The sequence below is a fragment of the Mesorhizobium sp. WSM4814 genome (genome assembly GCF_055811595.1).
Genome location: NZ_JBVVQT010000004.1, coordinates 29955 through 47688, shown reverse-complemented (window position 1 = coordinate 47688; position 17734 = coordinate 29955). Strand labels below are relative to the sequence as shown.

Here is a 17734-nt window from a genome sequence, read left to right as displayed (position 1 = left end):
CGAAAAAAAGGCGCGACGTTGGCCACTTCTCGCGGCGGATCGCGGCAAGGCACGCCTTGGCTACCACTATCCGAGATCAGTATGGATGTTCGCCGCGAGCCCTGCCCGACGATTCGAGCGTCGCTCGCTGCGTTGGCAGCTGCGCCACGCCATTTGCCGGCAGGCTTTGTTGAATTCGCGCGAACGTCGCCAAGGCCTGGCCGACGACCTGATCCATGTTGTAATAGCGGTACGTCGCCAGGCGCCCGACGAACCAGACGTCGGGGCACGCGGCAGCCAGTGCTTCATAACGTTTGTATAGCGCCTCGTTTTTCGCCCGTGGCACCGGATAATAGGGATCTCCGATATCGGTTGGATATTCGTAGGTCAGGCTGGTTTTCGGGTTCTGCTGGCCGGTCAGATGCTTGTACTCGGTGATGCGGGTATAGTTTTCCGTCTGCGGATAATTGACTACCGCGACCGGTTGAGAATGCTCGCAGTCAAGCGTCACGTGCTCGAACCGCAGTGACCGATAAGGTAGACGACCAAGGCTCCAATCGAAATATTCATCGATCGGCCCGGTGTAGATCATGCGCTGAAAGGGGATCGTGTCGCGAATTTCGCGATAGTCGGTTTGCAGCATGATCTTGATCTTTGGCTTGTCCAGCATGCGCTGGAACATGCGTGTATACCCGCCAGCCGGCATATTCTGGAAGCGGTCGCCAAAGTAGCGGTCATCGCGGTTGGTCCGGGTAGGGACCCGCGCCGTCACCGACTTGCTCAACTGGGCCGGATCGACACCCCACTGCTTCCTCGTATAACCGCGAAAGAACTTTTCGTAGAGTTCCCTGCCGACGGTGCTCACAACCACGTCTTCGGCGGTGCGAACTTCTTCGACCGTTTCCCGCCGAGAAACGAAGAACTCCTCCAACTGCTCGGATGTCAATTCAAGGCCGTACAGGCGATTAATGGTGTCGAGGTTGATCGGTATCGGCAGCAGTTTTCCGTCGACCGAAGCCAGTACGCGATGTTCGTAAGGCCTCCATTCGGTGAATTGCGAGAGATAGTCGATGATCGATTGGGCGTTGGTGTGGAATATATGCGGCCCATAGCGGTGGATCAGAATTCCCGCCTCGTCGTAACAGTCATAAGCGTTGCCGCCGACGTGATTTCGCCGGTCGATGAGCAGAACGCTTTCATGCCGTTGCGATGCGATGCGTTCAGCAAGCACGCTGCCGGCGAAGCCGGCACCGACAATGAGCCACTCGAACATGGTCAGGCTCCCCGGCGCAACGGCACAATGCTCTTCATGGCATAGGCGCGCTGGATGTGGGCAGCCATTGCCTCCCACGTCCGCTCCCACGACATGTTGGCGAGGTAGGCGTCGACTTTGTTCAGCAGGAAGTCGCGCGGGCGCGATAAAACAGACCGAAGCTTGGGTTCGAGATCTTCGGCGTCGACGATATCGACCAGGCCTTCCGCACCATAGGTGCGCACGACATCCACAATCGCCGTGGACACCACCGGCAGTCCGGCCGCCAGGAACTCGGGAGTTTTGGTCGGGCTGATGTAGCGTGTCGCCTCATTGAGCGCGAAGGGCATCCAACCGGCGCTCCAGTGCCTGAGATAGCGAGGCAGATCGGCGTAGGACTTGGCACCCAGCCAATGCAAGTTAGCTGCGCGCGGCAGGCTGAGCGGGTCGATCTTGACCACCGGTCCGAGCATGACGAAATGCACGTCGGGCATTGCCGCAGCCGCCTGTGCGATCATCTCGATGTCGAGCCGCTCGTCGATCACGCCGAAGAAGCCAACTCTCGGGTGAGGTATGTCGACCTGGTCTACAGGGTCATCGCCGGGCTGTCTTGCCTTGTGAAAATGCGCCACGTCGATGCTGCTTGGGAACGGAAAAATCGACTTGTGGAGGCATCGTTTGGCCTCGTACAAGCTCTGTCCGCCCGTGAAGACGACATCCGCGCGCTGTAACAGCGCCTTTTCCATCTGCGTCAACTCTGCCGGCGCGTTCTTGAAGGCGGAGAGTTCATCCATGCAGTCATAGACGCAAACGTCGTAGCGAAGATGATCGCTGAAACGCAGCGCCATCGGCGTGTAGTACCATACGGTGAGCCGGTCGTGCGGGGCTGAGGTGAGGATCTGGTCGACGAACCTGCGCTGGATGGCGTCCGCCTTTGTTGCGGAGATGCCGGCCGGAAGAACCGGGGTTACGGTTCGGATCATCGGCGTCTCATCTTTCACCCGCATGAAGGGGTAGTGTCTTTCCTCGAAGACCGGTTCCTCAAAGTAAATTAGCTGCTGCTGTTTTGAAGCGAGCGTCAGAATGTGCTGTGGGCGTTGGTGTACGAAATTCCATCTTAGGTGAGAAAAGCAAAGTAAGATTGACGATTTTACGAGTATGTTAGGTGCTATTTGCTTTCCGCCCGCCATTTCCATACAAGTTATCCCTTCGTTATAGTGCGCTATCCACTCGAAGTAACATATGTTAATCGAGGCTCGTTCGACCTGAGGCCCGTAGGCACACATCTAACTTTCATTGAAGTAAGTTGTTCCACAGAGTTGAACTGCGTGCGTGTCCGAGCAGTGACGCCGCACTTGCGCGATTGATCCACCGATGAATGGAGCGGCCAGCCACAGATGCCCGAACCATCCTGACCACGCGGGCGCCTCGGCCACGCGTGAACTCAACAAATGTGGCGCGTTGCCACAAAACGGTTGAGAACGTTTGCTCGTTCAACAAGCGTTAATCGGGGGAGCTATAAGTTAACTGTCTGTGAATCGATTCGGCCGAGTGGCGCACGGGCCCGCGACCGCCGACGAAACACACCGTGAGCGAGCCAAGAGATGAAATTTAACTTCGAAACCAACGTCTTTCCGTTGTTTCACCCGCAGGTCGTGGATGACCTGAAGGATCCTTGTCCGGTGTTCGACGGCACGCTTTGGCATGTCTTCGGCTCAAGCGGCACCGTCACGACCGAGAGCTGGAGGATACTGCATGCCACGGCTCCGGACCTTTATGGGCCGTGGACTGAGCATGAGGCGCTCGACTTGGCGGTAACCGGATCAGGCATAGCGGCACCCGGCGTTATTCATGAATGCGGCGTCTTCCATATGTTTATCCAGACCGAATTCATGAAGTCGGGCGGACGTTGCGAACATGCGGTTTCCAATGATGGCTTCAACTGGGTGGTGCTGAATCCGGCAATATTGTCGCTGCCGGACACCGATGAGGACGGTATCTACGATCCCCATCCGGCGGTTATCGGCGGCAGGCGCTACATCGTCTATTCAGGCATGCCTAAATTCACCAGGGTGCCGCAGCCTGACGTCTATCTGGCGCGCAGCCAATCCGATTCCTGGTTCGGGCCATGGAGACGTCTCGGCAAGATATTGGATCATCTCGACGTTCCCCATCACAATGCGCGCGAGCATCCGGACTACGAATGGGGGATCGAGGGCGCCCAACTGGTCGAATTGCCTGACGGTCGCGTGCTTCTCAACGCCACCTGCTTCCTTCCCGACGGTCCGCGCGGAAGTCGTCAGCGCGTATTCTTCGCCATAGCCGAGGACGTCCAGGGTCCCTACGTCTCGATCGGCCCCGTGCTCGATCCTGGTGAGCCTGGGGAAAACGGCCATTCGACGGTGATGATCGAGGGCGGGAAACTGACCTTGTTCTACCAGAGCAGACGTGAGGCAACGAACCATCGCTGGCGTTTCGGACTGGCTAGATGCGACCTGGATCAGCAAGCGGTTTCGCGAGTGGCCTAGCAGGACGAGGTGCCATGACGAACTTCAGGGCGATTGGGGGTTCTCGTCGGCCAGCTCTTGCTCTCGCAGCTCAAGCTCCTTCTGAAGCTTCAAAGCTAGTGCGGCAAGCCTCGGCGACAGGGTTTCATCTCCGTCCAGTCCTAATCGCTTGCGTAGTCTGCGACGATTGTCTTCCGAACGGACCAGCTCTCGGAAGCCGCGTTCGCTCTCTCGAGTTGCCATGACGGTCACCTTTAGCTCTGAACGCAACTCGCCGATTGCTAAAGGGTTCCCTTAGGGGGCGGATTATTTCGCTAGACCTTCCGAGCGGTGATCGGATTACTAAGCGGGATTGAGCGGATACTGCTCGTGCTCATCGAAAGCCACCAACAGGCCCAGGGCAGCAGCGACTTCGAGGATAGCTTCGGTCAGATCGTCATTGGATGCGACCAATCCAGGTGCAGCCTGCCGAACCTGGTTCAATGCCGTTGTGACCGAGACGGTGTCGCCATAGCCGGCCCTGTTGAGGACTGCGGCAATCGCCTGATCTAGAACTGGGCCGACCCTATGGACGATGCTCATCCACCTTCCCCCCCGGGAATGCGAGAAGGTGATAGTAGCGTGTCTGGGGCGGCGATGCAACCGACGCGCGAAATGGGAATTTTCAGCTTGCTGCCACTGATCGTTTAAAGACGATGGTGACCTTCGTCCCTTTGCCGGCGCTCGAGTCGACCGCGAGCCGCGCCTTGGCGTTCTCGGTCAGCGAGTGCGCGATCAGGGCTCCAAGCTTGCCTGGCTTGGGCCACGTCTCGCCTTCCGGCAGTCCAATTCCGTCGTCAGCCACTATGACCCGGCAGCCGTCGCCATCGACGATGCTGTGCAGCGTTATCGTGCCGCCTTCGCGCCCCTGGAAAGCATGTTTTAGCGAATTGGTCAGCAATTCGTTGACCACCAGTCCAGCCGGCATGGCGACGTTGATTGACACCGGATATGTGTCCACCCTCATATCGAGGCGGATCCCCTCGACTGCATGCGAGCTCATCACCGCGGCGCGATCTGGCTGAGATAGACGCCAAGATCGACCTCTTCCTTCTGCTCGTCGGCCGTCAGCGTCTGGTAGAGGATCGCCAGGGCGTCGACGCGACCGGCGAGCCGTTCAAACCGTCTCCGGTCGGCCTCAGTCGCATTGCGGCTTTCAAGCCGTATCAGGGCGGTGATCATCTGCAGGTTATTCTTCACCCGGTGCTGCAGTTCGCGCAGCAGCGTGTCTTTCTCGCTGACACGCTCCTCCACCGAGGGCTGATCCGCCGCTTCGCCATGGGCGGATACGTCGACCAGCGCCACCAACCGGAAGCAGATCTTGCCGTTGTCGTCCTCGATGACATTGGAATAAACGTCGACGATCGGCAGCTTGTCCTCGTTGTGCTCCAGCCTGTAGGTGCCGACCAAATCGGTCTCCCGGACCACGGCCTCGGCCAACGGGCGGTCCTTCTGCTGATAGAGGCCTGTGCCCGAAAGGGCCGACCAGTTTTCTCGAGTTAGCCTAGCGACCGTCAGGCCTGACAGTTTCTCGAACTCCGGATTGGCGTAGACTACACGCTCCTCAGCGGCCAGATCCGCAACGGCTATGGCGATCGGCACCTGGTCAAGGAATTTCTTAAACTGTTCGCTTTCCAGTGCGGTTGCGAGTTCAGGTGTGTCAAGCAACTGCTCGACCGCATCGGCCTTCTCTGAAGTGGATGTCATTTGCGCGCCTGTTCTGGGCGTACAATATCAATAATGCAGTGCGCCCGCCATCGCCAAAGCTGGAGCTGCATCGAACGGTGTCAGGCATCTGACCATAAGACGTGCCTCGCGCAACGGCCGTGGGTAGAACGACATCTTCCGATCGGCGGCTCCGGCATGCTGACGGCGGGCCAGTGGCTCCGCGAAACCCACCGCGCAGCCGCTCCGGTCCGCCGAGTGAATCGGGGTCCTACGGCTCGGATCAGCCAGAGATTGCTGCCCAGCTATTCGAAGGAATAGGTGAAACCTCCTTCGGAGGCTCCAACCGTCACCTTCGTCATCTTCTCGCCCTCGAGCGACCGGTTCAGCACGCCACGGCTCAACTCCGGCAGAAGCGTGTTAGTCAAAATGGCGTCGATCATTCGCCCGCCGGATTCGATCTCGGTGCAGCGGGCTTTGACCAGATCCATGACACCGTCACCGATCACCAACTCGGCATCGTTGCTCGAGCGCAGGCGGCGGGCGATCTTGGCGAACTGATGGCGGGTGATCGCTTCGATCATCATGTCCGAGAGCGGGTAATAAGGGATGGTCACCACCCGGCCAAGAAAGGCCGCTGGGAAAACCTTCAGCAGCGGGGCGCGCAATGCTGTGTCGAGATCGTCGAGCCCCGCCCGCACGGTGCCGCTGCTGGTCCGGTCCATGATGACTTCGGAGCCAACGTTCGAGGTGAGCAGGATCAGCGTATTCTTGAAATCGATCCGGCGGCCTTCACTGTCGTCCATCATTCCCTTGTCGAAGACCTGGAAGAAGATTTCGTGCACATCCGGATGCGCCTTCTCGACCTCGTCAAGCAGGATCACCGAATAGGGCTTGCGCCGGACCGCCTCGGTGAGGATGCCGCCCTTGCCGTAGCCGACATATCCGGGTGGCGCGCCCTTCAAGGTTGAGACCGTATGCGCCTCCTGGAACTCGGACATGTTGATCGAAATGAGGTTCTGCTCGCCGCCATAGAGCGTCTCGGCCAGGGCCAGCGCGGTTTCGGTCTTGCCGACGCCCGAGGGACCGCAGAGCAAAAACACCCCCACCGGCTTTTCGGGCGCGCCGAGCCCGGCGCGGCTGGTCTGCACGCGCTTGGCAATCATTTCCATGGCGTGATCCTGACCGACCACGCGCTCGGACAGCGTGACGGCGAGCCGCAGCGCCTTTTCGGTCTGGCTCGACAGCATCCGGCCAGTCGGGATGCCGGTCCAGTCCTGCACCACCGCCGCCACGGCGTTGCGGTCGACAGACGGCAGGATCAGCGGCGTCTCGCCCTGCGCTTCTGCGAGTTCGGCCATGAGCTCGCGCAGCCGCGCGAGATCGGCAGCCGGGTCGGGTGGAGAAGGACCGGCAGCGGCCGTTGCTTCCGTATCGGTTTCGGGCGCATCGGGTTCGGGCGCTTTGATCTCAGATACTTCGGCATCTGCGGTTTCGGCCACCGCCCCCGAAGGCTCCACGGCGTCGAGCGGCACACCCTCGCCGCGCAGCCTGGCGCGCAGTTCGAGTATCTCGCCAACCAGCGCCTTTTCCCGATCCCAGCGTTGCTGCGCGGCAGCAAGCGTGAGTTCGGTCTCGGCAAGCCCGGTTTCGACCCGAGCCTGCCGGTCGGCCACGTCGATGCCGATCGCTGCCTCGCGGCCGATGATGGCGCGCTCGACCTCCAGCGCCTGGCGGCGGCGCATGATGTCCTCGACCTCGGCCGGGGTGGCATGCTGCGAAATGGCGACACGGGCGCAGGCGGTGTCGAGAAGGCTCACCGCCTTGTCGGGCAGTTGCCGCGCCGGGATGTAGCGGTGGGAGAGGCTGACCGCCGCCTCGATCGCCTCATCGAGTATCTGCACCTTGTGATGCTGCTCAAGAACACCGGCGACACCACGCAGCATGAGAACGGCGACCGCTTCCGACGGCTCATCTATCTTGACGACCTGGAAGCGACGGGTAAGCGCCGGGTCCTTCTCGATGTGCTGCTTGTATTCGGCCCAGGTCGTTGCTGCAATGGTGCGAAGCTCACCGCGCGCCAGCGCCGGCTTCAGCAGATTGGCCGCATCACCGGTTCCTGCCGCGCCGCCGGCGCCGATCAAGGTGTGCGCTTCGTCGATGAAGAGGATGACCGGCGTTTCCGAGGATTGCACCTCGTCAATGACCGCCTTCAGCCGTTTTTCGAATTCGCCCTTTACGCTGGCGCCCGCCTGCATCAGGCCGACATCGAGCATGCGCACGCTGACGCCCTGCAGCGTCGGCGGCACGTCGCCCTCGGCAATGCGCAAGGCAAAGCCCTCGACGACCGCGGTTTTGCCGACCCCCGCCTCGCCGGTCAGGATCGGGTTGTTTTGCCGGCGCCGCATCAGGATATCGACGATCTGCCTGATCTCGGGATCGCGGCCGACGACCGGATCGATCTTGCCGTCGCGGGCGCGCTGGGTCAGGTCGGTGGCATATTTGGCCAGCGCCGAATCCGCGCCCGGAGCCCGCCGCGGTGTTTCGGCGGCGGCAACCGCAGTCGAGGCGCCGGCTTCGAGCGAACCCTCCATGACGTCCGCGAACCGCGCAATAACGGCCTGCGCATCGATCTTGTCGAATTCGCCGCTGATCTTCGACAGCAGGCCTTCCAGCACCGGCGTCTTCAGGCAGGCGAGCAGAATATGCGCACTGCGCACTTCCTCGACGCTGAATTCCAGTCCCGCCAGGCCCCAGGCCTCCTGGATGGCGTGAAAGATATGATCGGAAAATTCCTCGATCGAAGTGGCGCCGTAAGGCAGCTTGTCGACGGCGCGGGTCATATCGGCCGTGAGCCGGCTCGCATCCACCCCGGCGTCTGCCAGTATCAGCTGCACATCCGATCGCTCTGAAAGCACCAGCTGCTCGATGAAGTGAACGAGCTCGACATAAGGATTGCCGCGCAGCTTGGCGGTGTCGGCCGCAGCCTTGAAGGCGCGCAAACAGATGGGGTTGAGCTTGCCGACCAGTTCCTTGCGTTTAAAGCTCTGCGACGACCGGCGCTGTTCCATCGAACTTGCCCCTCCAATCTGCCAGCCAACAAACTGCCACATAAGCAGCGACTTGACAAAGAGCGTTTATGAGCGGGGCGTCCGGGTGTGCGATTCAGTCGATTTCTTCCGTCCCGGCAGGCGCCGGCGCCATCGGCTGCAACGCCATCGAACGCCGCGCCTGTTGGCGATGCGTTCACCGACAGGGTTCGACAAATCCGCCAGCACTTTTGAGCCCAGCGCGCCGGTTGCAGGCTCGTATTAAGATTGAGCATCAACTAAATTGTGGTAAAGTGTCGCAGCGTGGTAACGTTGGGTCAGGCACGGCCCACGAGCCGCGCGCTGGGGGATGGTGTGCTTGATCTCGCACTCTGGCTGAATCCGCTGGACGGTGAAAATCCGTCAGGGGAGGATTTGCGCAACGATCCAGCCTTTCATGAGCTGGAGCGTCTCACCGAGCCGCAGGTCAAGGTCGTCCATGGCGGCCACAACCAGCCCTCGTCGCAAAGCACCATTCCGGTCGACTGGCCTGCCGTCCTCGACAAGGCGGAGGAATTGCGTGCGCATGGCCGGGATCTGCGCCTGCTCGTCATTGTCACGCGCGCGCTGGCCAATGAGCAGCGGCTCGCCGGGCTCGCACATGGCCTGACCCTTGTTGCGCGGAGCTTCGATCAGCATTGGGAGACCATGCACCCGGCCCTGCGGCCCAGTGCTTCACCACGCGAAGCCGCCTTGCGTCGCATCAACGCCCTGCTCGACCTCCAGAACGGCCAGGACGGGCTGCTGGCGGACTTGCGGCGAATGATTTTCTTCGCGCCGCGCCCTATGGGACCGATCAGCGGACGCGATCTGGAACAAGCCGCACTCGACGAGCGGGTCATGCTTCTGGAAGCGGCTTCGGGACTGAATGCGGCGGAAAAGGCAACGCTGGCCAGCGCGCACGGTCAACTGCTGAACCGGGTTCATAGCGGGTGCAAGGCGCAGGCCGATCAAGCCAATGCGGAGATGATGTCGCTCATTGCCGATGCTCATGCGGCGATCACGGCTCTTGATGCGGTCGAGACGGCTCTCAACGGCCGTCTGCAGGGCGGTGGCGCCGCTGTTCCGGAATTGAAACGGTTTCTGCAGCGTTTGCTGTCGACCCTCGAACGGAATTCGGCAATCGAGACCGCGACGAACGGCGCGGCCGAGCCAGCCCCCACGACTGCAGATCCGGAAATGCCTGCTCGAAACGGTCAAATGCCTGCTCAAAAGGGTCATGGAGCCGATACTATGGCAAGTATGGCGAGTTACGCGGAACCGGGCACGGGGCTGCCGGAGCGGATTTCCTCGCGCGACGACGTCGTGAAATGCCTCGACCTCGTCGTCGCCTTTTATGACCGCACCGAACCGTCGAGCCCGATCCCGCACCTGGCCCGCCGGGTGCGCCGGATGGTGCATATGGATTTCGTTGAACTGATGGAAGATCTCGCCCCGTCGGGGCTGAAGGAATTCCGGCTGCTTGCCGGCGTTCCCGATGCCAAGAAGACGGCCCAGAAGGATGAAAGGTAACGAGCCATGGCAGCTGAAAGCAAAGCGAAAGTCATCGAACGGAACCGCGCTCCGCGCGTGCAGATCGCCTATGACGTGGAAACCTATGGCAGCCCGACGACGATCGAATTGCCGTTCGTCATGGGAGTGATGGCCGATCTTTCCGGCGCTTCACAGACCAAGGAAGCGATGAAGTCGGTGCTGGACCGCTCCTTTGTCGAGACCGACGCGAACCGCTTCCCGCGTTTCATGGAGGCGCTTGGGCCGCGCGTCAAAGCCCGCGTGAAGAATACGCTGCCCCAGGCGGAGGGCGCCGAGCGGGACGAAGAGCTGGCACTCGATCTTACCTTCACCAAGATGGGCGACTTCGCCCCGGACAAGATTGCCGAGCAAGTCCCGCAACTGGCCGAGATCCTCAAGATGCGTCGCCAGCTCGAAGAACTGCTCGGCTTCATGGATGGCCGCGTCGACGCCGAAAAGCGCATAGCGCAGCTTTTGAACAACGAGCCGCTTCTTGGCAAAATCGCCAGCCAGGCATTGTCGGACGAAGACAAGGTTGAGGTGTAGTCATGGCCGAACAGCAAAAGACCGCAGCCGTCGCCGCCGAGGCGGAGACCATCGATCTCGGAGAATTCAGCGGGCTCCTGGAAAAGGATTTCAAGGTCAAGAAGGACGACAGCGAGAAGCTGCAGCAACTCGTTCGCAATCTCGCGCTGGCGGCACAGTCGCGATCCGACACCACGACCATCTCGTCCAACGCGATCAAGTCGATCAAGTCGCTGATCGCGGGCATCGACAAGATGCTGTCGGAGCAGGTCAACGAGATCCTGCACGCGCCGGAAGTGCGCGAAATGGAAGGCACATGGCGCGGCCTTTGGTATCTCATCAACAACACCGAGACGGATCAGAAGCTGAAGATCCGGGTGATGAACATTTCCAAGGAGCAGCTCGCCGACACGCTTGAAGACTATGAAGGCCAGATGTGGGACCAGAGCCCGATCTTCAAGAAGGTCTATACGGACGAGTATTCGATGCTGGGCGGCGAGCCGATCGGCTGCCTGATCGGCGCCTACGAATTCTCCAACCACCCGCGTGACGTCGGCCTGTTGCGCAACATCTCGGGCGTCTGCGCCTCGGCGCACACGCCGTTCATCGCGGCGGCCTCGCCGCGCCTGTTCCGCATGGACAGCTGGCAGGAACTGCCGAACCCGCAGGATCTGCAGCAGATCGTCTCCAACGCCGCCTACGCCTCGTGGCAATCGCTGCGCGAGAGCGAGGATGCGCGCTATATCGGCCTCACGATGCCCCGTGTCCTGGCACGGCTTCCCTACGGCACGGATACCGTTCCGGTGAAGGGTTTCACCTTCGAGGAAGAGGTCCAGGGCGACCACAACAAATATGTCTGGATGAACGCCGCCTTCCCGATGGGCGTGAACATAAACCGCAGCCACAAGCTCTATGGCTGGGGCACGCAGATCCGCGGCGTCGAGAATGGCGGCACGGTCATCAACCTGCCGGTGCACTCCTTTCCCACCGACGACGGATCGGTGGCGATGAAATGTCCGACGGAAGTCGCCATCGACGACCGGCGCGAGGCGGAACTGGCCAAGCTCGGCCTGATGCCCATCCTGCACCGCAAGAACACGGATCTGGCGGCTTTCATCGGCGCGCATTCGCTGCAGGACGACGAGACCCGCGCCGGCCGGCTGGTCGATCCCGACGCGCAGTCGAACGAGCGGCTGAGCGCCAACCTGCCCTATCTCTTCCCGGTTTCCCGGTTTGCGCATTACCTCAAGGCTATCGCGCGCGACAAGATAGGGTCGTTCAAGGAGCGGTCGGACATGCAGATCTGGTTGACCGAGTGGATCAACCGATACGTGCTGGCCAACCCGGCCTTTGCCGACGACAAGGCGCGCGCCAAGCGCCCGCTTGCCGCCGCAGAAGTCCAGGTGGACAGCGTCGAGGGGCGGCCGGGCTACTACAACGCCCGCTTCTATCTGCGCCCGCATTACCAGTTGGAGGGCATCAACGCCTCGCTTCGGCTGGTGTCGGAACTTCCGTCCGTAAAGGCTTGATTTGCAGCAACATAATCCTGTTTTGTTTTGAAAACGCTGGAGGAAGACAATGCCCGTGAAAATTGATGGTTTTCTAAAAGTTCCGGATATCAAAGGGCCAAGCGTTCGAGACGGCCATGAGGACGAGATCGAAGTCCACGGGGTCGATTACAAGATAATCGCGCCATACGATCCGAATTCGCTCTCACGCCGCGGTCGCGTGTCGCTGGGGATGATCAAGTTCACCAAGCATTATGACAAGTCCTCGCCCTATCTGAAAAAGGCGCTATTCGACAACAAGGCGCTGGACGAAGTGGTGTTCTCCGCCCGCCGGACCATCGATGGCGAGACCAGCGACTATCTGGTCGTCACCCTGACCGACGCCTCGATCATGGAATACGACATGTCGCAGGCCGAGGACGAGGAAGACCTGATCGAGGAGGAGGTCAGCTTCGCCTACAAGAAGATCAAGTTCGTCTATGACAAGGATGACGAAATCGAAATGGATGTCTATGTCGGCAAGTGAGGCGCGGCGGCCCGGCGCCGACAAGCTGCAGGTTACCGGCAGTTCGCGGGCGAAACGCGAGGCGGTCCAGCCCTCTCTTTGGGACCGCCTCGTCAACGACCTGCCGGGCGTCACCTCCGAGATCGACGGGCTGCGCCAGACCTTGCAGGACGAGCTGGGCGCTGACCGGCTGGACACGCTGCTTGCCGGCAGCGCGCGGCTTATCGACGCCGACGCGGAGCTGACGTCCGATCAGAAGCGGCGTCTGCACCGCCTGGGCTTTCAGACCCAACACCGCGCCGAGATCGAAAGCCGTGGCGTGGTCGTATCGGCCCGCGTCCTCAGGGAGGCGGTGCGGCGCGACATCGAGGCCTTGTTCAACACCGAGCGCTTCGAAGCTGTCCCGCTTCTTTCCGATTTCGAAAACGAACAGGTTGTGGACAATCCGCCATCGCTGGCCGATTTTCCCGAAGTGCGCCGAAGCGTGGTCAACTACGGCGTGCCGTCGTTTTCGGGCCGTTCGTCGCGCGACTTTGATCGCGAGGCGCTGGCGCGCGAGATCCGCTCGGTTCTTGCCACGTTCGAGCCGCGTCTCAAGGAAAGCGCAACCAAGGTAGCGGTGACCCTTGGTGACAAAAGTGCGGGCCTGAAGATCGAGATAGACGCTGTGCTGATCATGACGCCGACGCCGGAACGCATGCGCCTGCGCACGACAGTCAACCTCGACAACGGTTTGGCGCGGACCGAATTCAGGGAAAGCTGAGATGGATCGGGTCTTCGTAGAATATTACGAGGAGGAACTGACCCATATCCGCGGCCTAGCGGCGGAATTTGCCGACATGCATCCGGCGGTGGCACGCAATCTATCTCTCGATACCGTCCCCTGCCCGGATCCGTATGTCGAGCGGCTGCTTGACGGCGTCGCTTTCCTTGCAGCGCGCACCCGGTTGAAAGTCGACGCCGAGCGTTCGCGGTTTTCACGCAGCGTGCTGGATGTGCTTTATCCCGATCTGGTCACCCCGGCGCCGGCAACGGCGATGGCAGTGCTGAAACCCGGCCAGCAGGTCCAGTCGATGATTGCCGGCCATGTCATCAAGCGGAACACGCGGCTGGTGTCCAGCCTGCAACCCGGCCTGTCGACGCGCTGCACATTCACCACCGCGCAGGAAATCACGCTGTGGCCGATAACCATCATTTCGGTCAGCTATTTCCAGGATCGCAGCGGGTTGGCGGCGGCCGGCATAACACCGATCGGCGGCGTAGCCGGCGAGGCGGCGCTGCGCATCACGCTGGGTCGAACCGGAAAAGGCAAGCTCGGCGAATTGGCGCTCGACCGGCTTGATTTCTATTTTGCCGGGCGCACCAAGGCGCCATTGCTGTTCGACGCGATTTTCGGCGCCTGCTCGGCGGTTGGCGCCCGCGCCGAGGGCAAGGCCAATCCGCTATCGCGGTTGCCGGATCCCGAAATGGTCGGCATCAGCGACGACGAGGCGTTGATGCCTCGTACCCGGCCGACATTCGAAGGCTACCGCCTGCTGCGTGAATATTTCATGATGCCCGAGCGCTTTCACTACGTGCGGGTTTCAGGACTGCAACCGGTCGTGCGCCGATGCGAGGCCGGGGTCGAGATCATCTTCATGTTCCGGCGCCCGGTGCCCGAGCTTGCCGATGTGACGCCGGCGGATTTCGAACTTTTCGCGACGCCGATCATCAACCTGTTCGAGCGTGACTGCAACGTCATCGAACTTGATCCGCGCAGAACGCGGCAGGTGCTGCATGCCGACCGCACGCGGGCGCGCGACTTCGAAATCTATCGGGTGACCCGCGTCGAGGACGCCGATGCCGAGGGTCCTGACGCCGAAATTCCAGAACTCTTCAGCCTGGGGCAAAACCGCAGCAATGGCTGGGTCTATTCCACCGAACGGCGCCCTCGCCGGGCCACCGAAGATGAACGGCGCGACGGACTGACGCGGACTTCTTACACCGGAGACGACGTTTTCCTTTCGGTTTCACGGCCGGCCGGAAGCCCGGCGAACCGGCCGCTGAAGCGTCTCGACATCATGGCGCTTTGCACCAACCGCGATCTGCCGATCCTCGACGACAACCCTACCCTGACGCTGGAGACGGGCGATCCGGTCGAAACGGTCCGACTTACCGGTGCTTTGCGCCCGCCGCAGCCGGCTATCCCGGCGGCGCTGCCCGCCGGTGCCGAAGGCGAATCCCGAGCCGACAATCTCGCATGGCGGCTTGTGGCGCAGCTGGCCCTCAACTTTCTCAGCCTCGCCAAGGAAGGCCGCGGTGTCGATCCGCTGCATGCGCTGCTCGATCTTTACGCCGACCGGGGAGATCCGAGCCTGGCTCGCAACGTGCACTCGATCGTTCGCATCGACTCGCGCTCCGTCATCGAACGGCTGCAGATCGATGGGCCGATGTGCTTCGGACGGGGCACGGAAGTGACATTGCATGTGGACCAATCGGTCCTGGCCGGGCAAAGCACATTGCTGCTTTCGGCCTTGCTTGCACGGCTGTTTGCCCGTCACGCCGGAATAAATGGCTTTGTGCGGACCCGCACGCGGCTGCTGCAGAAGCAGGAGGATGTGCCATGGCCGATGACGCCCGGCAATCGCTACCTGATCTAGGCAAGCTCGACCCGGGCCGGGCCGAAGCGCTGGATGATACGTTCGACTTTTTCGAACTGTTGCGCCGGCTCGAACAACGCGGCGGGCTGTTCGGCTATTCCGGCCGCGCGGATCGCGAGCCGGCAAGGCTCGGACAGCATGTGCGTCTCAGCTTTTCCGCCAAGGACGTGGTTGAATTCCGCGAAGCGAAGGACAAGACGCCGGGGACGGACGGGACACCGGCCCGGGTCACCGTTGCAAATCTCGGGCTGATGGGACCGGAAGGCCCGATGCCGCTTCATTTGACACGCTGGGTGCTCGATCGTCTGTCGCAGCGCTGGTTCACCGGCGCTGATGCACACCAGACCGTCGACACGACGTTCGTGGATTTCGTCAATATTCTCCAACACCGGATGATCGCCCTGTACTATCGGGCCTGGGCGGACGCGCATCCGGCGGTACAGGTCGAACGTGCGGTCGGCGGCCGGGTCAGGGCCATGCTTGAAGCCATGGCGGGAACCGGACTTCCCGGCACCCAAAATTCCGATCTCGACGCCGTAAAACTTCGCCAGGCTGCGTCGCTCGCCAGCCAGGTCGACGGCCCGGAGCGGCTGACGCTGTTCCTGGCGGAAGCGTTCAAGGTGCCGGTCGCGATCAAGGAGTTCGTCGCCACCTGGATGACCATACCGGCGGCGCTGCAGACCCGGCTTACCCAGGCTTACGCAGTGCTGGGCCGCGGAGCGACGATCGGCCCGCGCGTTTTCAACCGCCAAAGCAGGATCGAGCTGCGCGTCGGCCCACTCGGCTATGAGGAGTTCAAGACGTTCCTGCCGGGCGGCCAACGTCTGAAGCTGTTCAAGCAGGCGGTTCGCGACATGGTCGGGGAATCGCTCGACGTCGATCTGCGGATCGTGCTGGCGCGCGAAGCTGTGCCGCCGCCGCGTATCGGAGCGGTACAGCTCGGCCGAACCACCTGGCTTGCGCGGCCCGCCGAAAGGGGCGATGCTGACGATATGCGGCTGCGGACGATCGTCGGATGGCGGCCGGAAATGGCGGAGGTCGCGGCATGAGTCTGCTGCTGACGCTGGAGCACGGGCCACGCGCCCAGGCGGTACGGCAGACCCGGCTGGACGAGGGTGAACTGGTGATCGGCCGTAGCGCGGACGCGGACTGGCAGATCGACGATCCCGACATGTTCGTTTCACGCGCCCATTGCAGGATCACCGGCGGGCCGGATGGATATTTCGTCACCGACACCTCAAGCAGCGGATTGTTCATAAACGGGGCCGACAGCCCGCTCGGCACCGGCACGTCGGCCCGTCTTCAGAACGGCATGCGGCTGAGGCTGGGCGACTACATCGTTTGCGTCGATCTGCAGGCGCCGGTCGCTCACGCACCAGCGGCCAGCCAAACGTTCGCAGAGCGGTCACCGCCGGCATCGCGAGCGCCGGTAAGCATCGGCCGCGATGACTTCTTTTCAGCCACGGTCGAAGAAGAGCCGCGCCGACCGCGTCCCGCCGATCTGCCGAACCCGTTCGAGCAACCCGTTCCAGGAGCGTTCGAGCGCGCCAACCAGCGCAGTTCGCCTGCCTTCGACGACCCGTTCAGCCTCGACCCGGTAGCGACGCCGGCGCCGAACGGCGCCGGCTATTCCGAACCTCGTGGTGCGCCGGACGCCGCAGACCCATTCAGCTTCGATCCGGCGCCTTCCGGTGCAAGCGAGCCCGTCCCAGCCCAGCCCGTTTCAAGAAAGTCATCCGAATTCGATGACGGTTTCGGTTTCGGGCCGGCCGCGTCGCCCGATTTGAGAAACGGCGCCGGCTCGACCGGTCAACGCAAACATAGCGCCCCAGAGCCGCAGCCGGCCAATCCCTGGGATTTGCCTGGCCCCGCGGCAGCTATCCCTGCTCCGCCACGGGCTGGCGTTGCCGCCAGGCCCGCCCCCTCCCCGGCGCAACCGGCGAACATGGCCCTTCGCAGCGCGTTCTTGCGAGGCATGGGCATTGAGGAAGCCGATTTTCCCGGACGCGACAGCGTCGCGGAAATGGAAAAATTCGGTCGCGAGTATCGGCTGATGATGGAAGGCCTGATGCAGCTGCTGCGCAAGCGGGCCGAGGAAAAGGGCAACGCTCGCGTCGCCCAGACGGTGGTTGGGGCCTCTGAAGTCAATCCGCTAAAATTTCTGCCGACGGTCGACGACGCCATCGTGACCCTCATCGCCGAGCGCAGCCCCGGATTTCTGGCCGGTGAAGCGGCAATCGCCGACGCGGTCCGCGATCTCGCGCAACATCATGTGCGCGCCTGGCGAGGCGTGCAGTCCGCCTTGCGGCGAATGATCGACCGTTTTGACCCGGCCGAGATCGAGAAAGAGCTCAAATCGAGTTCCGCGATCGCCACCGTGCTTTCGGGCGGGCGCCGCGCAAAACTGTGGGAGCTTTACCAGAAACGCCATCGTGACATCGCCCAGAGTGCGGAATCGAGCTTTTTGGGCGAAATCGGCGCTGATTTTCGGGATGCATATGAGGAGGAGTGAAA

The 17734-nt window shown here is 61.8% G+C and carries 13 protein-coding genes and 1 pseudogene; 9 read left to right on the top strand and 5 right to left on the bottom strand.

Annotated features, from left to right (window positions below):
- Positions 1 to 76 precede the first annotated feature (76 nt).
- Positions 77 to 1252, bottom strand: a complete 1176-nt coding sequence (gene glf, locus AC0L2V_RS08635; protein WP_473519918.1) for a UDP-galactopyranose mutase — start codon at positions 1250 to 1252, stop codon at positions 77 to 79.
- A 2-nt stretch (positions 1253 to 1254) separates the two neighbouring features.
- The gene (locus tag AC0L2V_RS08630; RefSeq protein ID WP_473519917.1) at positions 1255 to 2427 is read right to left on the bottom strand and encodes a glycosyltransferase; all 1173 of its coding nucleotides are present in this window, start codon (positions 2425 to 2427) and stop codon (positions 1255 to 1257) included.
- 408 nt (positions 2428 to 2835) lie between these two features.
- On the opposite strand from AC0L2V_RS08630, the gene AC0L2V_RS08625 reads away from it, so the two are divergent.
- Entirely contained in the window at positions 2836 to 3759 is a 924-nt protein-coding gene (locus AC0L2V_RS08625; protein WP_473519916.1) for a glycoside hydrolase family protein, read from the top strand.
- A 321-nt stretch (positions 3760 to 4080) separates the two neighbouring features.
- Here AC0L2V_RS08625 and AC0L2V_RS08620 read toward each other — a convergent pair whose 3' ends face one another.
- The 3 genes and pseudogenes from AC0L2V_RS08620 to tssH form a co-directional block, all read right to left on the bottom strand.
- Entirely contained in the window at positions 4081 to 4320 is a 240-nt protein-coding gene (locus AC0L2V_RS08620; RefSeq protein ID WP_473519915.1) for a hypothetical protein, read from the bottom strand.
- Between the two features lie 82 nt (positions 4321 to 4402).
- Positions 4403 to 5484, bottom strand: a pseudogene (locus AC0L2V_RS08615) (sensor histidine kinase).
- Positions 5485 to 5747: 263 nt separating this feature from the next.
- Complete coding sequence (gene tssH, locus AC0L2V_RS08610) at positions 5748 to 8513, bottom strand: type VI secretion system ATPase TssH (RefSeq protein WP_473519914.1); 2766 nt, start codon at positions 8511 to 8513, stop codon at positions 5748 to 5750.
- A gap of 333 nt (positions 8514 to 8846) precedes the next feature.
- Between tssH and tssA the strand changes: the two genes are divergently transcribed.
- Genes tssA through tagH form a run of 8 tightly spaced genes read left to right on the top strand, consistent with a single transcriptional unit; the run spans position 8847 to position 17732 of the window.
- Complete coding sequence (tssA, locus tag AC0L2V_RS08605) at positions 8847 to 10043, top strand: type VI secretion system protein TssA (RefSeq protein ID WP_473520030.1); 1197 nt, start codon at positions 8847 to 8849, stop codon at positions 10041 to 10043.
- 6 nt (positions 10044 to 10049) lie between these two features.
- Positions 10050 to 10589, top strand: coding sequence for a type VI secretion system contractile sheath small subunit (gene tssB, locus AC0L2V_RS08600; RefSeq protein WP_027154109.1), 540 nt, complete (start codon positions 10050 to 10052; stop codon positions 10587 to 10589).
- A 2-nt stretch (positions 10590 to 10591) separates the two neighbouring features.
- Complete coding sequence (gene tssC, locus AC0L2V_RS08595) at positions 10592 to 12097, top strand: type VI secretion system contractile sheath large subunit (RefSeq protein ID WP_236378436.1); 1506 nt, start codon at positions 10592 to 10594, stop codon at positions 12095 to 12097.
- Positions 12098 to 12146: 49 nt separating this feature from the next.
- Complete coding sequence (locus AC0L2V_RS08590) at positions 12147 to 12602, top strand: Hcp family type VI secretion system effector (protein WP_023801311.1); 456 nt, start codon at positions 12147 to 12149, stop codon at positions 12600 to 12602.
- Entirely contained in the window at positions 12589 to 13344 is a 756-nt protein-coding gene (gene tssE, locus AC0L2V_RS08585) for a type VI secretion system baseplate subunit TssE (protein ID WP_473520029.1), read from the top strand. The genes AC0L2V_RS08590 and tssE overlap by 14 nt, the downstream gene beginning before the upstream one ends.
- 1 nt (position 13345) lies before the next feature.
- Complete coding sequence (gene tssF, locus AC0L2V_RS08580; RefSeq protein WP_473519913.1) at positions 13346 to 15220, top strand: type VI secretion system baseplate subunit TssF; 1875 nt, start codon at positions 13346 to 13348, stop codon at positions 15218 to 15220.
- Entirely contained in the window at positions 15184 to 16269 is a 1086-nt protein-coding gene (gene tssG / locus AC0L2V_RS08575; protein ID WP_473519912.1) for a type VI secretion system baseplate subunit TssG, read from the top strand. Before tssF ends, tssG begins: the two co-directional genes overlap by 37 nt.
- Positions 16266 to 17732: a type VI secretion system-associated FHA domain protein TagH gene (gene tagH / locus AC0L2V_RS08570; RefSeq protein ID WP_473519911.1), complete on the top strand. Its 1467-nt coding sequence runs from the start codon at positions 16266 to 16268 to the stop codon at positions 17730 to 17732. Before tssG ends, tagH begins: the two co-directional genes overlap by 4 nt.
- The last annotated feature ends 2 nt before the right edge of the window (positions 17733 to 17734 follow it).

Excerpts from the sequence above, each read along its gene's own strand:
- glf (WP_473519918.1), bottom strand. The coding sequence starts at position 1,252 with ATGTTCGAGTGGCTCATTGTCGGTGCCGGCTTCGCCGGCAGCGTGCTT.
- AC0L2V_RS08630 (WP_473519917.1), bottom strand. The coding sequence starts at position 2,427 with ATGGAAATGGCGGGCGGAAAGCAAATAGCACCTAACATACTCGTAAAA.
- AC0L2V_RS08625 (WP_473519916.1), top strand. The coding sequence starts at position 2,836 with ATGAAATTTAACTTCGAAACCAACGTCTTTCCGTTGTTTCACCCGCAG.
- AC0L2V_RS08620 (WP_473519915.1), bottom strand. The coding sequence starts at position 4,320 with ATGAGCATCGTCCATAGGGTCGGCCCAGTTCTAGATCAGGCGATTGCC.
- tssH (WP_473519914.1), bottom strand. The coding sequence starts at position 8,513 with ATGGAACAGCGCCGGTCGTCGCAGAGCTTTAAACGCAAGGAACTGGTC.
- tssB (WP_027154109.1), top strand. The coding sequence starts at position 10,050 with ATGGCAGCTGAAAGCAAAGCGAAAGTCATCGAACGGAACCGCGCTCCG.
- tssC (WP_236378436.1), top strand. The coding sequence starts at position 10,592 with ATGGCCGAACAGCAAAAGACCGCAGCCGTCGCCGCCGAGGCGGAGACC.
- AC0L2V_RS08590 (WP_023801311.1), top strand. The coding sequence starts at position 12,147 with ATGCCCGTGAAAATTGATGGTTTTCTAAAAGTTCCGGATATCAAAGGG.
- tssE (WP_473520029.1), top strand. The coding sequence starts at position 12,589 with ATGTCGGCAAGTGAGGCGCGGCGGCCCGGCGCCGACAAGCTGCAGGTT.
- tssF (WP_473519913.1), top strand. The coding sequence starts at position 13,346 with ATGGATCGGGTCTTCGTAGAATATTACGAGGAGGAACTGACCCATATC.
- tssG (WP_473519912.1), top strand. The coding sequence starts at position 15,184 with ATGGCCGATGACGCCCGGCAATCGCTACCTGATCTAGGCAAGCTCGAC.
- tagH (WP_473519911.1), top strand. The coding sequence starts at position 16,266 with ATGAGTCTGCTGCTGACGCTGGAGCACGGGCCACGCGCCCAGGCGGTA.